Below are 18898 nucleotides of genomic sequence, written 5' to 3'. Positions count from 1 at the left end.
ACGCACTCCCTGTTTCAGGCAACCGCCCACACCAGAACCTGCATGCCCAGCCAGGCAAACACGCCGGCCAGGATATCGTCGAGCATGATGCCGACGCCCCCGTGCACATGACGATCGATCCAGCGGATCGGCCACGGCTTGAGGATGTCGAAGAAGCGGAACATCAGGAACCCTGCCAACAGCCACTGCCAGCCCTCCGGCACCAGCCAGAGGGTGATCCACATGCCGACAATCTCGTCCCAGACAATGCCTTCATGGTCGTGTACACGCAAGTCATTGGCAACTTTGCCGCACAACCAGAAGCCAAACAGCATGCTCACGCCGAGCAACAGCCAGTATCCCCAGTCGGGCAACATCTGCCAAAGCGGGATAAACGGTATGGCCACCAGCGAGCCCCAGGTACCTGGCGCCTTGGGCAAGGTGCCAGAACCGAAGCCAAAAGCGATGAAGTGCCACGGGTTGCGCCAGACCGAAGGCGGAACGAACTCCGCAGGCACCTGGTTGGGGTGATCGGTCACGGTCTCTCCCTAAAGTGTTGATAGCCCCGCTGGACGGGGGTTATGTCCTGGCCCTGTGCGTCGCGCAAGGTCACGCCTTGCCCTTCGAGCACACGACCGACGGTATGCACTTCGATAAAATCGAAGGCTGCCAAGGGCGCCAGCGCCTCGGGTGGCAAGGTGAAGGCCAGTACGTAATCGTCGCCACCGGTAAGCGCCGCCTGCACGGCGGCTTCACGGCCGAGGAAGGCCTCCAGAGCAGGAGACACTGGCACTTGCGCCAGGTTCACCTCCAACGCGACACCGGATGCCTTGGCAATATGCCCACAGTCGGCGAGCAGCCCGTCGGAGATGTCCAGCGCCGCCGTGGCCCGGCCACGCAGCAGGGCACCGAGGGTGAGCTGCGGCATCGGTGACCAGTAATGGGCCAGCAGCGGCTCGGCCTGCGCGGCAGGCGCCTCGCGCTCGCCCAGCACCAAGGGCAAGGCACCGGCGGCCTTGCCCAGCGAACCGCCGACACACAACAGGTCACCCGGCCTTGCACCGCTGCGGCGCAAGGCCTGGCCAGCCGGCACGCGGCCGAACACGGTGACGGTGATACTCAAGGGGCCGCGCGTCGTGTCACCACCGATCAGGCTCATGCGGCAACGGTGGGCCATGCGACCAAGGCCGTCGGCATAGGCCGCCAGCCAGTCAGGGCCAACGTCAGGGAGGGTCAGTGCGAGGGTAAAGCCGATTGCAGTCGCGCCCATGGCTGCCAGGTCACTGGCCGCCACAGCCAACGATCGCTGGCCAAGCAGCAACGGATCGCAAACAGCAGGAAAGTGCACCCCGGCGACCAGGGTGTCGGTAGACACCGCCAGTTGCTCACCGGGGGGAAGGTCCAGCAGGGCACAGTCGTCGCCGATACCCAGCGCCACGCCCTCGCCCCCCTGCGCACAGGGCGCAGCGGCGAAGTAATGGTTGATCAGCTCGAACTCACCCATGACCAGGCAGCGCCAGGATCAGCGCTTGTTCGCCTTGACTTCTGCTTCACGCAGCGCCGGGGCTAGCTTGTCGAGCACGCCGTTGACGAACTTGTGGCCGTCAGTGGCACCGAAGACCTTGGCCAGTTCCACACCTTCGTTGATCACGACGCGGTACGGCACGTCGACGCGTTTGATCAGTTCCCAGGTGGACAGACGCAGCACGGCCAGCTCGACCGGGTCGAGCTCTTCCAGTGCGATGGTCATGCAAGGCACCAGCGCTTTGTCGATTTCGCCCTTGATTGCCGGGACCCCATGCAGGATCTCGCGGAAATAGGCACCGTCGACATCGGTGAAATCGTTATCCACCCGGAACTGCGCTTCGATCTCGTTCAGCGAATGCTGGGCCATGTGCCACTGGTAGAGGGCCTGGGTCGCGAGCTTGCGGGCTTCGCGGCGCTTGGCGCTCTTCGAGGGCTTGCCGGCATCCGCAGGTTTTGGATCGCGCGGGTTGAAACGATCGCTTTCGTCGCTAATCACTTGGCCTCCAACTGCGCCAGCAGGCTGACCATTTCCAGTGCGGACAGGGCAGCTTCAGCACCTTTGTTGCCGGCTTTGGTGCCAGAACGCTCGATGGCTTGCTCGATGGAGTCGACGGTCAGTACGCCGAAGGCCACCGGAACACCGAACTCCATGGACACCTGGGCCAGGCCCTTGGTGCACTCGCCCGCCACGTATTCGAAGTGCGGGGTACCGCCACGGATCACGGCGCCCAGGGCGATGATCGCGTCGTAGGCGCCTTGCTGGGCGACCTTCTGTGCCACCAGCGGGATCTCGAATGCACCCGGGGCACGGATGATGGTGATGTCGCTTTCGCTGACACCGTGGCGTACCAGGGCATCAACGGCACCGCTTACCAGGCTTTCGACAACGAAGCTGTTGAAGCGGCCAACCACCAAAGCATAGCGACCTTTGGGGGCGATGAAGGTACCTTCGATGGTCTTCAGGGTCATTCCGATATTCTCATCTTCAAGAGCGAGGCCGCATACAAGCGGCCTCGACAGGGGTCTGGACTCGAGCAGAGGGCGTCAATGCCGCCTCAAGTCACTCGGAGGGCACGTATTCTACAACTTCCAGATCGAATCCGGATATCGCGTTGAACTTCATCGGCGAACTCATCAGGCGCATCTTGCGCACACCGAGGTCGCGCAGGATCTGCGAACCGGCCCCCACGGTGCTGTAGGTAGTCGGTGCCTTGGCCGGTGCATCGCCCGCGCTTTCGCGGATGTGCGCCAGCAGCACGTCGCCGTCCAGCGGGTGCCCCAGCAGCAGCACCACGCCACTGCCGGCTTCGGCCACTGCGGCCATGGCCGCGCGCAGGCTCCAGCGGCCTGGCTGCTTGACCAGCAGCAGGTCACGCAGTGGGTCCATATTGTGTACCCGTACCAAGGTCGGCTCTTCGGCGCAGATCTTGCCCAGGGTCAAGGCCATGTGCACGTCGCCTTCGACCGCGTCACGGTAGGTGACCAGGTTGAACTCACCCAGCTCGCTCTCCACCGATTGCTCGGAGACACGCTGCACGGTGCGCTCGTGGATCATGCGGTAGTGGATCAGGTCGGCAATGGTGCCGATCTTCAGGCCGTGCTCGGCGGCGAACACTTCCAGTTCGGCGCGGCGCGACATGGTGCCGTCGTCGTTCATCACTTCGCAGATCACGCCGCTTGGCTCGAAACCGGCCATGCGCGCCAGGTCACAGGCGGCTTCGGTGTGGCCGGCACGCGCCAGCGTACCGCCTGGCTGGGCCATCAGCGGGAAGATGTGACCAGGGCTGACAATGTCTTCGGCCTTGGCGTCCTTGGCAGCAGCAGCCTGCACAGTGCGGGCGCGGTCGGCGGCGGAAATACCGGTGGTGACGCCCTCGGCGGCCTCGATCGACACGGTGAACTTGGTGCCGAAGCCCGAGCCGTTGCGCGGTGCCATCAACGGCAGCTTCAGCGTTTCGCAACGCTCGCGGGTCATCGGCATGCAGATCAGGCCACGGGCATGCTTGGCCATGAAGTTGATGTGCTCCGGCTGGCAGCATTCGGCCGCCATGATGATGTCGCCTTCGTTCTCGCGGTCTTCGTCATCCATCAGGATGACCATTTTGCCCTGGCGGATGTCTTCGACCAGTTCTTCGATGCTGTTGAGCGCCACGCGGCACCCCCTTCTCAATCAGGATTTCAAGAAGCCATTGGCGGCCAGGAAGCTTTCGGTAATGCCACTGCCCTTGCTCGGTTCGGCGGCCTTGTCACCCAGCAGCAAGCGCTCCAGGTAACGGGCCAGCAGGTCGACCTCAAGGTTTACCCGACGCCCTGCACGGTAATCGGCCATGATGGTTTCGGACAGAGTGTGCGGGACAATGGTCAGCTCGAACTCGGCGCCATTGACCTCATTGACCGTCAGGCTGGTGCCGTCGACGGTGATCGAACCCTTGTGGGCGATGTACTTGGCCAGTTCCTTCGGTGCACGCACGCGGAACTGGATGGCGCGGGCGTTATCGCTGCGCGAAATGATTTCGCCAACCCCGTCGACGTGGCCGCTGACCAGGTGCCCGCCCAGGCGGGTGGTGGGGGTCAGGGCTTTTTCCAGGTTGACCTTGCTGCCGCTCTTGAGGTCGATGAAGGCGGTGCGCTTGAGGGTTTCGACGCTGACATCGGCCCAGAAGCCGTCGCCCGGCAGTTCTACGGCCGTGAGGCATACACCGTTGACGGCGATGCTGTCGCCGAGCTTGACGTCCCCCAGGTCGAGCTTGCCGGTTTCTACGTAGACGCGCACGTCACCACCCTTGGGAGTCAGGCTGCGGATGGTGCCGATGGATTCGATGATGCCGGTGAACATGGGGTCTTCCTCAAAAACGGTTTGCGCGGGGCAAGCCCGGCATTATACGCCGGGTGCTGGCAGGGGGATGGCCGTGACCCGCCAGTCATCGCCCACTGCGCGCATTTCGGTAATTTTCAGCCGTGGTGCTTCGCTCATCTTGTCCATCGGCCAGTCCAGCAGCGGCCGGGCCTGAGAGCCGAGGAAGGTGCCAGCGACGAACAGCTGGTACTCATCGACCAGGCCTTGCCGTGCGAAGGCACCGACCAGGCCGGCACCGGCTTCCAGCAGGATTTCGTTGACGCCGCGGGCGGCCAGGGCGTGAAGCAGCGCCCCCAGGTCGACCTGGCCATTGTCGCCCGGCAAGCTGAGCAATTCGTGGCCGGCAGCGGCATAGCGCGGGTCATCTGCGACAGCAGTCACCACCAGAGCCGGGCCGGCCTGGAAGAACGGCGCCGCCAGGGGCAGGCGCAGACGGCCATCGACCAGCACCCGCAAGGGTGTGCGGCTAAGAGCCAGGGCAGTAGTTTCGGCATCCAGGCCCAGCTCGGCACCACGCACGGTCATGCGTGCGTTGTCTGCCAGCACGCTGGCGGCGCTGGTCAGCACCACGCTGGAGCGGGCGCGCAAGCGCTGCACGGCTGAGCGAGCAGCCGGGCCGGTGATCCACTGGCTTTCACCACTGGCCATGGCGGTGCGGCCGTCCAGGCTCATGGCCAGCTTGGCGCGAACGAACGGCAGGCCGTGCTCCATACGCTTGAGGAAGCCTGGGTTGAGGGCGCGGGCCTCGGCTTCGAGCACCCCGCTGGCCACTTCGATTCCGGCTTCGGCCAGGCGCCGCAGGCCCTGTCCCGCCACTTGCGGGTTAGGGTCCTGCATGGCTGCGACTACTCGCGCCACACCGGCCTTGACCAGCGCTTCGGCACACGGCGGCGTACGGCCATGGTGGCTGCATGGCTCCAAGGTGACATAGGCACAAGCACCCCGGGCAAGTTCACCGGCCTGGCGCAGGGCATGCACTTCGGCATGGGGCTCGCCGGCGCGAACGTGCCAGCCTTCGCCAACCACTTCGCCATCACGCACGATCACGCAGCCTACGCGCGGGTTCGGGTGGGTGGTGTACAGGCCTTTACGCGCCAGCTCCAGCGCACGGGCCATGTAGTGGGCGTCAAGGATGGCGGCTTGGCTGGGCATGTTCACTCTTTAGCTGGCTCACGGGCCAGGCGGTCGATTTCTTCGCGGAACTCGTCGAGGTCCTGGAAGCGCCGGTACACCGAAGCAAAGCGGATATAGGCCACTTCATCGAGTTTGCGCAACTCGGCCATGACCATTTCACCGACCACCAGCGATTTGACTTCGCGCTCGCCTGTGGCACGCAGCCGGCTCTTGATGTGCGCCAGCGCAGCTTCCAGGCGCTCGACGCTGACCGGACGCTTTTCCAGGGCCCGTTGCATACCAGCGCGCAGCTTTTCTTCGTCGAAGGGCTGGCGCGTGCCGTCCTGCTTGATCAGCCGGGGCAGCACCAGCTCGGCGGTTTCGAAGGTGGTGAAGCGCTCGCCGCAGGCCACGCATTCACGGCGGCGGCGCACCTGCTCGCCCTCGGCGACGAGGCGAGAGTCGATGACCTTGGTGTCGTTGGCACCGCAAAAGGGACAGTGCATGGTGGCAGGCAACAAAAAAAGGGAGGGCCATGGTAGCGCATTGCACTGGCAAGACAAGCCAAAGGGGTTAACATCCATGGGAAATATGCCCGTGAAGGACTCCCCCATGCACTACCGAGCGCTCGTCGTGCTGTGCTGCGCCGCTCTGCTTGCCGCCTGCGGCAGCGACAGGCCAAAGACCGACAACCCAGTGCCCGCGCCAGCCCCTTCGGCCAAGGCCGAAGTACTGGGCCCGCTGCCGGCCTACCAGCGCGAGCTGAGCGGCACCTTGCTGGAAATTCCGGCGGGTGCCGAGGTGGAACTGGCCTTGCTGGTGATCGACGAACGCGACCGCCCGCAGCGCCTGCTGGCCAGCAGCAACCTGACCGGCACCGGCCAGGCGCTGCCCTACCACCTGCGTTTCAACCCCGAAGCCTTCCCGCCCGGCGCACGGGTCGAACTGCGTGGCCGCGCCAGCAACTCCGGCCAGCTGATCATGCACCTGCCCCCGGTGCGCATTACCCAGGCACAAACCCAGGCCACCGGCCCGCTGCGTTTCGAGAAGGCGCCTTAAGTGATGCCGCTGGCCCTGCAACAGGCCCTCAGCGGCCTGATCGGCGAAGCACGCCTGATCGTCAGCGAACTGCCCGACTGTGACCTGAAGCTATGGCTGATCAACGACCAGAACATGGATCGCGCCTTCAGCAGCGAAGAAACCTGGCGCATTCTTGAAGAACCTCCCTATTGGAGCTTCTGCTGGGCCAGCGGGCTGGCAATGGCCCGCTACCTGGCCGAACGCCCGGAGTGGGTGGCGGGCAAGCGCGTGCTGGACTTTGGCGCCGGCTCTGGTATCGCCGGCATTGCTGCTGCACGCGCCGGTGCACGGGAAGTGGTGGCCTGCGACCTCGACCCGCTGGCCCTCGATGCCTGCCGTGCGAATGCAGCACTGAACGGGGTGACATTACGCTACAGCAGCGATTTTTTTGCCGAGGAAGACCGCTTCGACCTGATCCTGGTTGCCGATGTGCTGTACGACCGCGCCAACCTGCCGCTGCTGGATGCCTTCCTGAGCCGCGGTCGGCAGGCCTTGGTGGCCGACTCGCGGGTACGTGACTTTCACCACCCGTTGTACCAGCAATTGGGCGTGCTCGAAGCACTGACCCTGCCGGACCTGGCCGAGCCACACGAATTCCGCCGGGTCAGCCTGTACCACGCCAGCCGCGACACCTTATAGTGGTGCCATACACGAGTTTGCGAGAGTCGCGATGACCCAAGACACGCCTTACATTTTCGACGCCACCGATACCAACTTCCAGCAACTGGTGATCGAGAACTCCTTCCACAAGCCAGTGCTGGTGGACTTCTGGGCCGAGTGGTGCGCGCCGTGCAAGGCGCTGATGCCATTGCTGGCAAAGATTGCCGAGGGTTACCAGGGCGAACTGCTGCTGGCCAAGATCAACTGCGACGTGGAGCAACAGGTGGTTGCCCAGTTCGGCATCCGTAGCCTGCCGACAGTGGTGCTGTTCAAGGACGGTCAGCCGGTGGACGGTTTTGCCGGGGCGCAACCGGAGTCGGCGATCCGCGCCATGCTCGAGCCGCATGTACAACTGCCAGCCGCGCCCACCGCCTCGCCACTGGAGCAGGCAAAGGCGCTGTTTGCCGAAAGCCGTTTTGCCGAAACCGAAGCGCTGTTGCAGGCGCTGCTGGGTGAGGACAACAGCAATGTCGAGGCGCTGATCCTGTATGCCCGCTGCCTGGCCGAGCGTGGCGAGCTGGGCGAAGCGCAAGTGGTGCTGGATGCGGTCAAGACTGACGAACACAAAGCTGCACTGGCCGGTGCCAAGGCCCAGCTGACCTTCCTGCGCCAGGCTGCCAGCCTGCCGGAAGTGGCAGACCTTAAAAGCCGTCTGGCGCAGAACCCGCAAGACGACGAGGCGGCTTATCAGCTGAGCATTCAGCAACTGGCGCGCCAGCAGTATGAGGCGGCGCTGGAGGGGCTGCTGAAGCTGTTCCAGCGTAACCGTGGCTACGAGAACGGGCTGCCGCAGAAGGCGCTGTTGCAGGTGTTCGAATTGCTGGGTGGCGATCACCCGCTGGTTGGTGTTTATCGTCGCAAGCTGTCGGCGGCGATGTTCTGAGTGACCTTGAAGCCTGCGCTGGACCAGTGGGAGCGGGCATGCCTGCGAGGAACCAGCGCAGTGGAGGCACCGGCTTTGCCGGTGTTCGCGGGTAAACCCGCTCCTACAGGCGAGCGCGCAGGCTTTTCAGAATTTGAGAGCGGGCATGCCCGCGAAGAAGCCAACGCAGTGGCTGGCACCGGCTCTGCCGGTGTTCGCGGGTAAACCCGCTCCTACAGGCGAGCGCGCAGGCTTGGCTCCAACAGCGAAAACAGCTCTCACCCCACCCAGTGATACATCGGCGCATCCACGCCACTTTCTACCTTTACCTCACTGCTGTGCCGCAAGCGCACCAGCAACCGTTTACCCGCCGCCGTACTCCCCGCCAACCCTTCCAGCCGGTCCAGCAATTCCGGCCCGCTCATCTGTCCTGCCAGACGCAACACATCACGCGCCGCAGCCCACTGACCGTCATCTTGGCGCGGCGCGACCACCGCAGCTGTCGCGGCCGCCTGGGCTACCATCGGCACCTCGGTCTGCCGCCCCAGTTGCGCCCACTCTTCAGGCGTCAGCTCGATGGTCAGGTCCACCGGCCAATCACCAATCTGTCCACGAATTCTCATGATGCATTCCTTGAGCCCAAATCAATGCAGCCATGCTACCGCAACATGAAACATGCGCCACATCGGCTGGCGGCACGCCGAGAAGTTGTTATAACATAACCCTATCTTTCAGCCCGCTCCGGAGTCTTCCATGCGTCGCCTGCTGCTCGCCCTGCCCTTCGCTTTGCTGCCACTGGCCGTGGCCCATGCTCACGATGACCATGATCATGACCACACCCATGGCTCCCTCGGCGCCCACGAGCATGGCGTAGCCAAGCTCAACGCAGTGCTCGATGGCAATACCTTGGAACTGGAACTGGACAGCCCGGCAATGAACCTGGTCGGCTTCGAGCATGCCGCCAGCAACGATGCCGACAAGGCCAAAGTCGCCGCCGTGCGCCAGCAACTTGAACAACCACTGAAGCTGTTCGGCCTTTCCGCCGCCGCAGGCTGCAAGGAAGACCAGCAGGCACTGGAAAGCCCTCTCTTCGGTGACGCCTCCAAGGCCGACGACGAGGGTGACGAGCACGAGCACGGCCATCAGCACAGCGACATCGGCGCCCATTATCAGCTGACTTGCGCCAACCCCGACAAACTGACAGAGCTGGACCTGGCGCCGCTGTTCAAGGCCTTCCCCGCCACCCAGAAAATCAACGTGCAACTGATCGGCCCCAATGGCCAGAAAGGCGTGGAAACCACGCCGGCCAAGGCAACGGTCGCCTTCTGAATGAACCAGCCGTTGATCGATCTGCATGACCTGATGTTCGCCTGGCCAGGTCACCCGCCGCTGCTGGATATTCCGGCATTACGCCTGGACGCTGGTGAAGCGCTGTTTCTCAAGGGCCCCAGCGGCAGTGGCAAGACGACCTTGCTGGGCCTGCTGGGTGGGGTGAACGTGCCGGTCCAGGGCCGCATCCAGTTGCTCGGTCAGGACCTTGGCAGCCTGAGCCAGGGCGCCCGCGACCGCTTTCGGGTCGATCACACCGGGTATATCTTCCAGCAGTTCAACCTGCTGCCGTTCCTCTCGGTACGTGAAAACGTCGAGCTGCCCTGCCGCTTCTCGCGCAGCCGCAAGGCCCGCGCCGAGCAGCGCCATGGCAGTGTTGACCAGGCGGCCAGCACGCTGCTGACCCACCTGGGCCTGGGCGACCCTGCCATGCTCGCCCGCCGCGCCGACAGCCTGTCGATCGGCCAGCAGCAACGGGTCGCCGCCGCCCGCGCACTGATCGGCCAGCCTGAGCTGGTGATTGCCGACGAACCGACCTCGGCACTGGATGCAGACACCCGCGAAGCGTTCATCCGCCTGCTGTTCGATGAGTGCCGTGCCGCCGGTGCCAGCTTGTTGTTCGTCAGCCACGACCAGAGCCTGGCACCGCTGTTCGACCGCCACCTGTCGCTTGCCGAACTGAACCGCGCTGCCAAGCCCCAGGAGGCCTGATGTACCTGCTCCGCCTTGCCTTGGCCAGCCTGGCCAACCGCCGCTTCACGGCGTTTCTGACCGCCTTTGCCATTGCCCTGTCGGTGTGCCTGCTGCTGGCTGTTGAGCGGGTCCGTACCGAAGCCCGTGCCAGCTTCGCCAGCACCATCAGCGGCACCGACCTGATTGTCGGTGCACGCTCCGGCTCGGTGAACCTGCTGCTGTACTCGGTATTCCGCATTGGCAACGCGACCAACAACATCCGCTGGGACAGCTTCCAGCACTATGCACAGGACCCACGGGTGAAGTGGGCAATCCCGATCTCGCTGGGCGACTCGCACCGCGGTTACAGAGTGATGGGTACCACCACGGATTACTTCAGCCATTACCAGTACGGCCGCCGCCAGCACCTGGAACTGAGCCAGGGGCGTACGTTCGCCAACGACCCGTTCGAAGTGGTGCTCGGCGCCGAAGTGGCCGAGGCATTGCACTACAAGCTGGGTGACAAGCTGGTGCTGGCCCACGGTGTGGCCGCAATCAGCCTGGTCAAGCACGACGACAAGCCGTTTACCGTGGTCGGCGTACTCAAGCGCACCGGCACACCCGTCGACCGCACCCTGCATATCAGCCTGGGCGGCATGGAAGCGATCCATATCGACTGGCACAACGGCGTACCCGCCCGTGGCGCCGGCCGCATCAGCGCCGAGCAGGCCCGTACCATGGACCTGCAACCTGCCGCCATCACTGCGTTCATGCTTGGCCTTAACAGCAAGATCGCAACCTTCAGTTTGCAGCGAGAGATCAACGAGTACCGCAGCGAGCCGCTGCTGGCGATCCTGCCAGGGGTCGCCCTGCAGGAGCTGTGGAGCCTGATGGGCACTGCAGAACAGGCATTGTTCGTGGTGTCACTGTTCGTGGTGCTGACCGGTTTGATCGGCATGCTCACGGCGATTCTCACCAGCCTCAACGAACGCCGCCGAGAGATGGCGATCTTGCGTTCGGTCGGGGCCCGGCCTTGGCATATTGCGGGGTTGCTGGTACTGGAAGCACTGTCACTGGCCTCGGTCGGGATCGTGGCCGGGCTTGGCTTGCTATATGCGGGTATCGCCCTGGCGCAGGGGTATGTGCAGGCCAACTACGGTTTGTATCTGCCGCTGGCGCTGCCGAGCATTCATGAGTGGACCTTGCTAGCGATTATCCTTGGCGCAGCGTTGCTGATGGGCAGCGTGCCGGCATGGCGGGCCTATCGGCAGTCGCTGGCCGATGGTTTGACCCTACACCTCTGAGAGCGCGGAATGATCCATTACCTCCTGCACTTCTTCGCGGGTAAACCCGCTCCTACACCGGGTCGTGTTCCCCTTGCAGGAGCGGGTTCACCCGCGAAGAGGCCAGCACTGCAGATACTACTGAGCCTGCTGATTACCGTAGCGATGCCCTTGTGGGCTTCGGAACCCCGCGAACTCGACTGGCCCGCCCTGATCCCCGAAGGCGCCCCGGTCATCCCGCCGCAACTCACCCCGCTGCACGACATGTCACAGCTCAGCAACGCCCTGTCTGCCGAATCCGCCCCACCCGCGCGCCAACAGGCGCCCGACGCGCCAGTGGTAAAAAGCCTCGACGGCCAACAGGTCAAACTACCCGGCTACATCGTGCCACTGGAGGTCAGCGAAGAAGGCCGCACCACCGAATTCCTGCTGGTCCCTTACTATGGCGCGTGCATCCACGTGCCGCCGCCACCGCCGAACCAGATCGTGCACATTTTCAGCGAGATGGGCGTGCGCGTCGAAGACCTCTACCAGCCCTACTGGATCGAGGGAAAGATGCAGGTTAGAGCTTCCAGCAGCGAGTTGGCCGACGCCGGCTACCAGATGGAAGCCGAGAAAATCTACGCTTATGAGCTGAGATGAGAACTGTTTCGAATTCGTGAAGACGCTTCTTTGAGCTGGGTCAAACTTTCCGTTTAACCAGCTCCGTACCATTGGACCACTCGATTAATAACGTCCTTTGGGAGCTTCCATGAACAAGTCCTTGCTGGGTGCCTCGCTTGTGGCCCTTGCGCTCGCCGCCCCTGCCGCCCACGCCTATCAGGCGGGGGACATGATCCTGCGCGCAGGCGCCATCACCACCGCCCCGAACGAGAGCAGCGGCGACCTCAAGTTCGACGGCAACAAGGTGTCGGGCACCAAGGCGACCCTGGACAGCGATACCCAGTTGGGCCTGACCTTTGCCTACATGCTCACCGACCACATCGGCCTGGAGCTGCTGGCAGCGACCCCGTTCAAGCACACCGTCGCCGTAAAAGGCCTGGGCGGCGGGCTGGACGGCAAGCTGGCAGACATCAAGCAACTGCCACCGACGCTGTCGCTGCAGTACTACCCAATGGAACCGAATTCGCGCTTCCAGCCGTACGCTGGCGTCGGTATCAACTACACCCTGTTCTTTGACGAAGACTTGAGCAGCGCACGCAAGCAACAAGGCTTCAGCAACCTCAAGCTGCAGGATTCGGTAGGTATCGCCGGCCAACTGGGCATGGACTACTTGCTGACCGACAACCTGCTGGTAAACGCCTCGGTCTGGTACGTCGACATCGACACCAAGGCCAGCGTCAACGGCCCGACCGCCCTTGGCTACAGCAAGACCAAGGTCAACGTCGACGTCGACCCATGGGTATACATGGTCGGCCTTGGCTACAAGTTCTGACCTGAACATCGCAGGGCGGCCTCGGCCGCCCTCGCGCGTTGCAGCCATAGCCAATAGCACAGTGCGACGGCACTGATGCCCACGCCAAGCCCACACACGGCAACCCAGCCCCAGTGTGCAAACACCCAGCTCGCCAACACCGCCCCCAAACCGCTGCCCAGCGAATAGCAACACATGTAAGCGCCGATCAATCGGCTAGCCATCGCACCACGTCCGGCCAGCAACAGGCTCTGGTTGGTGACATGCACTGCCTGCACGGCAAAGTCCAGCATCAGCACACCCAGCACGAAGGCCAGCAATGAATGCTCGACGAACGCTGTTGGCAGCCACGACAGCGTCAGCAGGGCCAACGACACCCCGGTCGTACGCTCCCCCCTTCCAAGGTCGGCCAGACGACCGGCATGCGAAGCCGCCAGCGTACCCGCGACACCTGCCAGGCCAAACAGGCCGATCTCGGTATGGCTCAGCGCCAGCGGCGCAGTACTGAGCGGCATGACCATGGCACTCCACAGCACGCTGAATGCGGCGAAGATCAACACACCGAACACGCCGCGCTGGCGCAGCAACCGGTCGTGCCGATACAGGCTGAACTGAGCCATGATCAGCGCCCGGTAACCCGGCCTACTCCTCATCGGCTGCCCGCCGGGCAGGCTGCGCCACAGCACCAGCGCCAACAGCATCAAGAGCCCTGCAGCGACCAGGTACACACTTCGCCAACCGGCCAGGTCAGCAAGCCCGCCCGAAGCCAGCCGTGCCAGCAGAATACCCAGCACCACACCACTGGTGACGGTGCCTACCGCCTGCCCTTGCTGGCCAGGTGAGGCCAGGCTCGCGGCATGAGCCACCATCACCTGCACCATGACTGCCATCAACCCGGCGATAGCCAGAGCCAGCAGCAATATTGCCCAGTTCGGCGCCATGCCAACGCCGACCAGCGCAAGCGCCGAGAACAGCAACTGGCCAAGCAACAGACGTTTACGGTCGACCAAGTCCCCGAGCGGCACAATCAGTAGCAGCCCCAGGGCGTAACCCCCCTGGGTCGCGCCAACGACCCAGCCAATCTGCTGCTGCGCCACCCCCAACTCAGCAGCCATCGACTCAAGCAGCGGTTGAGCGAAGTACACCGTCGCCACAGCCATCGCACTGGTGGTGGCAAGCAACAGGGTTATCCAGCGTGTCAGCGAAGGTGTCATCGGGCAAAGCCTCTGGAATCTGGTTTCAATTTGAAACTACATGCTGGCTATTTAGCAAATGTGGTTTTAATCTGCAACCAGATAATCAAGACAGGCTTGCCCCATGCTCGATGAAAACAATGCGCAGTGCCCCGTGGCCCGGGCTCTGGAGGTGCTGGGTGACCGTTGGGCGCTGATGATCCTGCGCGATGCCTTTGACGGCCTACGGCGTTTCAGTGAATTTCAGAAGAACCTGGGGCTGGCGAAGAACATCCTCACCTCGCGGCTAAAGCTGTTGGTGGAAAGTGGGTTGCTGATGACACAGCCGGCGTCGGATGGCAGTGCCTACAAAGAGTATGTGCTGACCGACAAAGGGCGGTCGGTGTTTCCAGTGGTGGTTGGTTTGAGGCAGTGGGGGGAGCGGTTTCTGTTCGAGGCGGGTGAAACGCGTTCGGAGCTGGTGGACGGCGTGACGGGGCAGGCGCTTGAAGTATTGCAGGTCCGTGGCCAGGATGGGCGGGTCTTACATCCCGAAGATTGCCAGCGCAGAAGGGTGCGGCATGGGTGATGTCAGGGCTGCTGAGCAGCCCCGCGGGGCTCAGCCTTTACCGAGAAGCTTTGTCAGGCCTTCAACCATCGGCGTTACCTGCGCAAATTTGAACCGCGCCAACAACCGCTGGTTATCCGCTCGCGAATGGCGGATATCACCCGATCGCGCCGCCGCATAGCTGATCGCTGGCAAGCTCCCTACAACCTTCTCCAGCGCAGCCAGCAACTGGTTCAGTGAGGTCGCCTGGTTCAGCCCGATATTCACCGCCCCCTCCTCGACCTGCGGCTGCTCCAGTGCCTGCACCATCACCTGCACCAGGTCGCCCACGTAAAGGAAGTCACGGGTCTGCTCGCCGTCACCGAACACTGTAATCGGCAAGCCCTGCACAGCGCGCTCGCAGAAGATGCTGATCACCCCGGAATACGGTGAGGAAGGGTCCTGCCGTGGCCCGAAGATATTGAAGAAGCGAAACACCACCGGCTCCAGACCATGCTGGCGACGGTAGAAGTCCAGGTACTGCTCACTGGCCAGCTTGTCCACGGCATAAGGGGTCAACGGCGCCTTGGGCGTGTCTTCGGAAATCGACTCCCCTTCACCATTGTTGCCGTACACCGCTGCGCTGGAGGCGAAGAGCACCCGGCGCACGCCATGCACGCGCATGGCTTCGCAAACGTTGAGGGTACCGATGAAGTTACTCTGGTGGGTACGCACCGGGTCTTCGACCGAGGCCTGAACCGACGCTACCGCCGCCAGATGCACCACAGCACGGCAGCCAGCCGCAGCCTGAGTGACCAGCCCTGCATCGGCAACATCACCTTCGATCAGTTCCAGCCGTGGGTGGTCGACCTGCAGATTGCTTCGCCGGCCGGTGGAGAAGTCGTCGAGAATGCGTACGGCGTAGCCTTTGTCCAACAACGCATCGCACAGGTGGGAGCCAATGAAGCCGGCACCGCCGGTGATCAGGATGGGGGCGTCAGCCATGGCGGTAGAACCGGTCCAGTAGAGGTGGCAAACCAGCGCGCCAGGCACGCGGCTTGATACCGAAGGTATGAAGGATTTTCTTGCAGGCCAGTACCGCGTGCTGTGGCTCTTCGCTGGCATCCGGGCGCGCGGCATGGGCCTGCGGCGTGGGGGCCTGAACGGCCAGCTGGCGGTATTGACCGGCCTCGGCGAGGATCGCCTGGCCCAGCGCCAGCGGCGTGGTCGCCTCATTGCCGGCGTAATGGTAGGTGCCCCACAGCGGCGCATTGCAATCCAGTTGCTTGAGCACCGACAGGATCACTCGGGCGGCATCATCAACCGGCGTCGGGTTGCCACGTCGATCATCGGCCAGCAGCAGTTCCTGTGGTTGCTCGGCACGGGTCAGGAAGCGGCCCAACGCGCCATCGATGCTCTCGTCCAGCAACCAGCCAAAGCGCAGCAACACATGCTGCGGGCAGGCCGCACGCACGCTCTGCTCGATGCGCCATAGGGCCTGGCCACGCAAGCCCAGCGGCACTGGCTCGTCCTTTTCGCTATAGGCCGTGGCCCGCGAACCATCGAACACACGGTAGCTGGAGGGCTGCACCAAGGTGATCTGATGGTGCTGGCACAGCTCTGCCAACCGCTCCACCGCCCGCTCCTGTTGAGCCAGGCGCTGCTCGCTGACCGACTCGGCCTGGAACCAGTCGAAGTAATAGGCCAGGTTGACCAGCGCGTCGGGGCGATGGTCATCGAGCAGCTGAGTGAGGCTTGAGGGCGCCCAGCCGTTCTCGGGCGGGCGCGGTGCCAGGAATGCGATGTCCTCCTCGGCCCCAAGACGAATCAGCGCTTGCCCGAGGGCATTGCCACCACCCAACAGCATTAGGCGCATACGCATAGAGTCAGCAGATCCGGAGAGGTTGATGAGAAAAAAGAGTCATTTTGCGGTTTCCTGCCCGGGAAGTCCAACACCGGACCCGTTCGATGCCACAGGGGGTGATTCCACCATTTCACTGCTCAATACCGCCACAGACAGAAATCTCCTACGACATACGAGGAATGGGCTGACTACCACGTCTCGGCATAACTGCATTGAATAGTCGACTCCCCACTTGCCAGCCAGGGAGTTTCACCTAAAAACGACAAGGAACGTTCAATGCTTCATTCGGAAGCTGCCTACCTGGATTTCTACCCAGAGCAAAGCCAAGCCATAGCCTTTGCAAGCCAAACCCTTGCTGATTTGGGTGGAGCGGAGGCTAAAGGAGTGGCACTTCAGTGCTCGTATATTCGCCGATCAACTCGAGAAAGGTGCTCACTGAAGACCCGCTGCTGGTCCGTGGTTGAGCACAGAAAAATACTCCATAATCGAAATCGACTTGACGTTTGTCCAGCAAGCTTTTGAACGCGGCCTGTAACCTGGGCGCATTGTCAGTTTTTTCTCTCAGCGGGGCGATCATCTGGCCGCTGGCGCTGGCAATGGCGCTCGCCGCCTTTCTGGGCGCACAATTGGGGGCTCGCTGCGCAGTGCGCTTCGGCTCGCGCCTCATAAAACCGCTGCTGGTCAGTGTCTGCTGCATCATGGCACTCAAACTGCTGCTCGATACCGGCAACCCGCTCGGCGATTGGCTCAACCAGTTCTTCTAGAGAGCACCATGCACATTCAAAAGGCTTCCCCGCAGCGCGTGAAGTGGCAGTTTGACGAGCCCGCCCCGGGCAAAGAGCTGTTCATCAATGAAGTCTTTGAAAACTACCAGCAACAGGCGCGATTGCTGGTACCTGATATCGAGCGCGCAGCCCCCGCATTCGTTTTGGGGGGCGCGCGTTCCGACTTTACCCGGCTCAACCCTCTGCTTTATCGCCTGCAAACCGCAGGCATTGGTTCACTCACTGGCAATCTGTCAGGTCATAGCCTCGCCAGCGAGCCAGGCGCAACGGCGCCGTCGCTGGCGACGAACCTTGATGAAGCAAAGCGTTTCCACGCGCATATCGCGCCTCGATGCCGAACGCTCATTGGCCACAGCCTTGGCGCGGCCATTACGCTTAAGCTTGCAGCACAGTTGCCACAAGTGGACAGCATCGTATTGATCTGCCCTGCTGTTTATCCAGACGATGCCCACCAGGCGCCGTTCGGCCCGGCATTCACTGCCGCCATCAACAAGCGTTTCGGTTTTCTGGAGAGCGATAGCTACACCTTCCTCAACCAGTTTCGAGGAAGAGTATTGATGGTGATCGGCGAGTACGACGGGCTCAACTCCCAGCGATTCGGCAAAGGCCCCGGCACCAGCGCTGGCAACCTGTGGCTTGCTGGCACTGAACGCTATAGCCCGATTCCTGAAGAAGTTACCCTCGCCTTGATGCGAGCAGTTTCAGCGTCACGTTTGCAATGCCTGTTTCTTACCGACTGCGACCATGGCATCGCGGCTCATTTGCGCAGTACTCCAACAATAGCGGACCAGGTTGCGGACGCAGTAGCAACGTTCATCCTCGACAATGCTTGAGGCGTTGAGCATTACTCGATCTCGAACAGACCGTTGCGCAACGGCGCCACACTCAACCGCTCACGCACATCGTCATCTATACGCGGATCATCCGGCCGGTACAGTTTCACCTGCCGATACGCATTGATGCGATTGATCTCCTCGCCCAGGTATTCCCACACCACCCGGGTACAGGCCGGGTTGCGCCGGTCACCGCTGGATACGCCGGCCTTCAGGCCATTCAGCCGGGTAATGCGGCTTTTGAAGCTGGGGATGAGGATGGTCTGGCTCATTTCGTTGAATGTCAGCGACTCGTAGTCGATGAGGAACATCCGGTCCTGCAGCTGGAACGCCGCCCCCAGGTAGCGGCAGCGTACCTCGGCATGCTGATCGGTGGCGCTGGAGCGCTCCTGCCGTTCCTGGCGCTCGAACAGAAAACGGCCGCGTTCTTCCCACAGGTGCACCAGCGACACGAGGGTCGTGCCCGGCACCGACATGCAGTTGGAGTACTCGAAGTAGTAACCGCAATAGCGCGAAAGGTTGCCGCCATGTTCGTGCAACGGGCGGAACAACTCGCTGATCGGGTCACTGGGTTGCTGGGCCTGGGGCGATACCCGCGCACCGATCAGACGGGCGAACTGCTCGGCGGGCAGGTTCAGTTCGTAATCCTCGACACCGAAGAAGTCGCCGATACGCTTCAGGTTGAAAGCCGTCGGACGGCTTTGCCCGCTCAGGTACTTGTTGAACTGCGCGCGGTTGATCGACAGCTGGCGGCAAACTTCGGAAATAGAGCGGTAGTGACTGCAGGCAAGTTTGAGGTTTGTAGCGAAGTGATCGCTCATATGCGGAATCCAGGTGACGCGAATGACGCCATTGTAGCATCAAGTCGCATCAAGTCAGAGCAATCCGCGAAATTGTAACCACTCTTGTCATAGCCAACCA

At 62.7% G+C, this 18898-nt stretch carries 23 protein-coding genes and 1 pseudogene; 11 read left to right on the top strand and 13 right to left on the bottom strand.

The genetic code is table 11. The features are described from left to right. Positions 1-14 precede the first annotated feature (14 nt). The 8 genes from BJQ17_RS07060 to nrdR all read right to left on the bottom strand — a co-directional run bounded on the left by BJQ17_RS07060 (position 15) and on the right by nrdR (position 5982). The gene (locus BJQ17_RS07060; protein WP_003255391.1) at positions 15-518 is read right to left on the bottom strand and encodes a phosphatidylglycerophosphatase A; all 504 of its coding nucleotides are present in this window, start codon (positions 516-518) and stop codon (positions 15-17) included. Continuing rightward, positions 515-1483 (bottom strand): thiamine-phosphate kinase, encoded by a 969-nt coding sequence (gene thiL / locus BJQ17_RS07055; RefSeq protein ID WP_011953348.1) that lies wholly within the window; start codon positions 1481-1483, stop codon positions 515-517. Before thiL ends, BJQ17_RS07060 begins: the two co-directional genes overlap by 4 nt. An 18-nt stretch (positions 1484-1501) precedes the next feature. Further along, positions 1502-2002 (bottom strand): transcription antitermination factor NusB, encoded by a 501-nt coding sequence (gene nusB / locus BJQ17_RS07050; protein WP_003255393.1) that lies wholly within the window; start codon positions 2000-2002, stop codon positions 1502-1504. Continuing rightward, complete coding sequence (gene ribE, locus BJQ17_RS07045; RefSeq protein ID WP_003255395.1) at positions 1999-2475, bottom strand: 6,7-dimethyl-8-ribityllumazine synthase; 477 nt, start codon at positions 2473-2475, stop codon at positions 1999-2001. The genes nusB and ribE overlap by 4 nt, the downstream gene beginning before the upstream one ends. 91 nt (positions 2476-2566) lie before the next feature. Then, positions 2567-3658 (bottom strand): bifunctional 3,4-dihydroxy-2-butanone-4-phosphate synthase/GTP cyclohydrolase II, encoded by a 1092-nt coding sequence (gene ribBA / locus BJQ17_RS07040; RefSeq protein WP_003255398.1) that lies wholly within the window; start codon positions 3656-3658, stop codon positions 2567-2569. A gap of 18 nt (positions 3659-3676) precedes the next feature. Next, complete coding sequence (locus BJQ17_RS07035; protein ID WP_003255399.1) at positions 3677-4342, bottom strand: riboflavin synthase; 666 nt, start codon at positions 4340-4342, stop codon at positions 3677-3679. 42 nt (positions 4343-4384) lie between these two features. Next, on the bottom strand, positions 4385-5515 hold the full coding sequence (gene ribD / locus BJQ17_RS07030; protein WP_049588007.1) for a bifunctional diaminohydroxyphosphoribosylaminopyrimidine deaminase/5-amino-6-(5-phosphoribosylamino)uracil reductase RibD: 1131 nt from the start codon (positions 5513-5515) through the stop codon (positions 4385-4387). Between the two features lie 2 nt (positions 5516-5517). Further along, the gene (gene nrdR, locus BJQ17_RS07025) at positions 5518-5982 is read right to left on the bottom strand and encodes a transcriptional regulator NrdR (protein WP_003255402.1); all 465 of its coding nucleotides are present in this window, start codon (positions 5980-5982) and stop codon (positions 5518-5520) included. Between the two features lie 106 nt (positions 5983-6088). Here nrdR and BJQ17_RS07020 point away from each other — a divergent pair, with 106 nt between their 5' ends. From BJQ17_RS07020 to trxA, 3 genes are read left to right on the top strand one after another with little or no spacing between them, the layout of a single operon-like run. After that, a complete protein-coding gene (locus tag BJQ17_RS07020) occupies positions 6089-6535 on the top strand; it encodes a YbaY family lipoprotein (protein WP_003255404.1) in 447 nt (148 codons plus the stop codon). 3 nt (positions 6536-6538) lie between these two features. Then, complete coding sequence (locus BJQ17_RS07015) at positions 6539-7195, top strand: methyltransferase (RefSeq protein ID WP_070095809.1); 657 nt, start codon at positions 6539-6541, stop codon at positions 7193-7195. Positions 7196-7226: 31 nt separating this feature from the next. Beyond that, entirely contained in the window at positions 7227-8099 is an 873-nt protein-coding gene (trxA, locus tag BJQ17_RS07010; RefSeq protein WP_003255406.1) for a thioredoxin, read from the top strand. A 257-nt stretch (positions 8100-8356) separates the two neighbouring features. Here trxA and BJQ17_RS07005 read toward each other — a convergent pair whose 3' ends face one another. Beyond that, complete coding sequence (locus tag BJQ17_RS07005) at positions 8357-8701, bottom strand: hypothetical protein (RefSeq protein ID WP_003255407.1); 345 nt, start codon at positions 8699-8701, stop codon at positions 8357-8359. Positions 8702-8831: 130 nt separating this feature from the next. Here BJQ17_RS07005 and BJQ17_RS07000 point away from each other — a divergent pair, with 130 nt between their 5' ends. From BJQ17_RS07000 to BJQ17_RS06980, 5 genes are all read left to right on the top strand, one after another. Then, complete coding sequence (locus BJQ17_RS07000) at positions 8832-9407, top strand: DUF2796 domain-containing protein (protein WP_070095808.1); 576 nt, start codon at positions 8832-8834, stop codon at positions 9405-9407. After that, positions 9408-10118 (top strand): ABC transporter ATP-binding protein, encoded by a 711-nt coding sequence (locus BJQ17_RS06995; protein WP_014860917.1) that lies wholly within the window; start codon positions 9408-9410, stop codon positions 10116-10118. Continuing rightward, positions 10118-11383, top strand: coding sequence for an ABC transporter permease (locus tag BJQ17_RS06990; RefSeq protein ID WP_004576905.1), 1266 nt, complete (start codon positions 10118-10120; stop codon positions 11381-11383). The genes BJQ17_RS06995 and BJQ17_RS06990 overlap by 1 nt, the downstream gene beginning before the upstream one ends. Positions 11384-11491: 108 nt before the next feature. Continuing rightward, positions 11492-12004, top strand: a complete 513-nt coding sequence (locus BJQ17_RS06985; RefSeq protein WP_033726071.1) for a DUF3299 domain-containing protein — start codon at positions 11492-11494, stop codon at positions 12002-12004. A 109-nt stretch (positions 12005-12113) separates the two neighbouring features. Next, positions 12114-12797 (top strand): OmpW family protein, encoded by a 684-nt coding sequence (locus BJQ17_RS06980; RefSeq protein WP_003255412.1) that lies wholly within the window; start codon positions 12114-12116, stop codon positions 12795-12797. On the opposite strand, the gene BJQ17_RS06975 is transcribed toward BJQ17_RS06980, so the two are convergent. Next, complete coding sequence (locus BJQ17_RS06975) at positions 12785-13990, bottom strand: MFS transporter (RefSeq protein WP_070095807.1); 1206 nt, start codon at positions 13988-13990, stop codon at positions 12785-12787. The genes BJQ17_RS06980 and BJQ17_RS06975 overlap by 13 nt on opposite strands. A 103-nt stretch (positions 13991-14093) precedes the next feature. On the opposite strand from BJQ17_RS06975, the gene BJQ17_RS06970 reads away from it, so the two are divergent. Further along, the gene (locus BJQ17_RS06970; protein ID WP_003255415.1) at positions 14094-14537 is read left to right on the top strand and encodes a helix-turn-helix domain-containing protein; all 444 of its coding nucleotides are present in this window, start codon (positions 14094-14096) and stop codon (positions 14535-14537) included. 30 nt (positions 14538-14567) lie between these two features. On the opposite strand, the gene BJQ17_RS06965 is transcribed toward BJQ17_RS06970, so the two are convergent. Beyond that, positions 14568-15500 (bottom strand): NAD-dependent epimerase/dehydratase family protein, encoded by a 933-nt coding sequence (locus BJQ17_RS06965; protein ID WP_003255418.1) that lies wholly within the window; start codon positions 15498-15500, stop codon positions 14568-14570. Continuing rightward, on the bottom strand, positions 15493-16377 hold the full coding sequence (locus BJQ17_RS06960; protein WP_003255419.1) for a sugar nucleotide-binding protein: 885 nt from the start codon (positions 16375-16377) through the stop codon (positions 15493-15495). The genes BJQ17_RS06965 and BJQ17_RS06960 overlap by 8 nt, the downstream gene beginning before the upstream one ends. Positions 16378-16865: 488 nt before the next feature. Between BJQ17_RS06960 and BJQ17_RS29745 the strand changes: the two are divergent. Both BJQ17_RS29745 and BJQ17_RS06950 read left to right on the top strand, forming a co-directional pair. Next, positions 16866-17123, top strand: a pseudogene (locus BJQ17_RS29745) (TSUP family transporter); the annotation flags it as partial. A gap of 8 nt (positions 17124-17131) precedes the next feature. After that, positions 17132-17977 (top strand): alpha/beta hydrolase, encoded by an 846-nt coding sequence (locus tag BJQ17_RS06950; RefSeq protein ID WP_070095805.1) that lies wholly within the window; start codon positions 17132-17134, stop codon positions 17975-17977. 11 nt (positions 17978-17988) lie between these two features. Here the strand turns inward: BJQ17_RS06950 and BJQ17_RS06945 are convergent, their stop codons facing one another. Then, positions 17989-18798, bottom strand: a complete 810-nt coding sequence (locus BJQ17_RS06945; protein WP_003255426.1) for a helix-turn-helix transcriptional regulator — start codon at positions 18796-18798, stop codon at positions 17989-17991. Positions 18799-18898 lie beyond the last annotated feature (100 nt).

It is taken from the genome of Pseudomonas sp. NBRC 111139 (genome assembly GCF_001753955.1).
Taxonomy (GTDB): Bacteria; Pseudomonadota; Gammaproteobacteria; order Pseudomonadales; family Pseudomonadaceae; genus Aquipseudomonas; species Aquipseudomonas alloputida.
The sequence above is the reverse complement of the archived record's forward strand: the minus strand, read 5'-3'. Positions and strand labels throughout refer to the sequence as shown.

Bases quoted from the DNA above. Each gene is read 5' to 3' on its own strand.
- trxA (WP_003255406.1), top strand. From the start codon at position 7,227: ATGACCCAAGACACGCCTTACATTTTCGACGCCACCGATACCAACTTC.
- ribD (WP_049588007.1), bottom strand. From the start codon at position 5,515: ATGCCCAGCCAAGCCGCCATCCTTGACGCCCACTACATGGCCCGTGCG.
- BJQ17_RS06965 (WP_003255418.1), bottom strand. From the start codon at position 15,500: ATGGCTGACGCCCCCATCCTGATCACCGGCGGTGCCGGCTTCATTGGC.
- BJQ17_RS07035 (WP_003255399.1), bottom strand. From the start codon at position 4,342: ATGTTCACCGGCATCATCGAATCCATCGGCACCATCCGCAGCCTGACT.
- BJQ17_RS07015 (WP_070095809.1), top strand. From the start codon at position 6,539: ATGCCGCTGGCCCTGCAACAGGCCCTCAGCGGCCTGATCGGCGAAGCA.
- BJQ17_RS06960 (WP_003255419.1), bottom strand. From the start codon at position 16,377: ATGCGTATGCGCCTAATGCTGTTGGGTGGTGGCAATGCCCTCGGGCAA.
- BJQ17_RS07000 (WP_070095808.1), top strand. From the start codon at position 8,832: ATGCGTCGCCTGCTGCTCGCCCTGCCCTTCGCTTTGCTGCCACTGGCC.
- thiL (WP_011953348.1), bottom strand. From the start codon at position 1,483: ATGGGTGAGTTCGAGCTGATCAACCATTACTTCGCCGCTGCGCCCTGT.
- BJQ17_RS06975 (WP_070095807.1), bottom strand. From the start codon at position 13,990: ATGACACCTTCGCTGACACGCTGGATAACCCTGTTGCTTGCCACCACC.
- BJQ17_RS06970 (WP_003255415.1), top strand. From the start codon at position 14,094: ATGCTCGATGAAAACAATGCGCAGTGCCCCGTGGCCCGGGCTCTGGAG.
- nrdR (WP_003255402.1), bottom strand. From the start codon at position 5,982: ATGCACTGTCCCTTTTGCGGTGCCAACGACACCAAGGTCATCGACTCT.
- BJQ17_RS06950 (WP_070095805.1), top strand. From the start codon at position 17,132: ATGCACATTCAAAAGGCTTCCCCGCAGCGCGTGAAGTGGCAGTTTGAC.
- ribE (WP_003255395.1), bottom strand. From the start codon at position 2,475: ATGACCCTGAAGACCATCGAAGGTACCTTCATCGCCCCCAAAGGTCGC.
- BJQ17_RS06945 (WP_003255426.1), bottom strand. From the start codon at position 18,798: ATGAGCGATCACTTCGCTACAAACCTCAAACTTGCCTGCAGTCACTAC.
- BJQ17_RS07020 (WP_003255404.1), top strand. From the start codon at position 6,089: ATGCACTACCGAGCGCTCGTCGTGCTGTGCTGCGCCGCTCTGCTTGCC.
- BJQ17_RS06980 (WP_003255412.1), top strand. From the start codon at position 12,114: ATGAACAAGTCCTTGCTGGGTGCCTCGCTTGTGGCCCTTGCGCTCGCC.
- BJQ17_RS06990 (WP_004576905.1), top strand. From the start codon at position 10,118: ATGTACCTGCTCCGCCTTGCCTTGGCCAGCCTGGCCAACCGCCGCTTC.
- BJQ17_RS07005 (WP_003255407.1), bottom strand. From the start codon at position 8,701: ATGAGAATTCGTGGACAGATTGGTGATTGGCCGGTGGACCTGACCATC.
- BJQ17_RS06995 (WP_014860917.1), top strand. From the start codon at position 9,408: ATGAACCAGCCGTTGATCGATCTGCATGACCTGATGTTCGCCTGGCCA.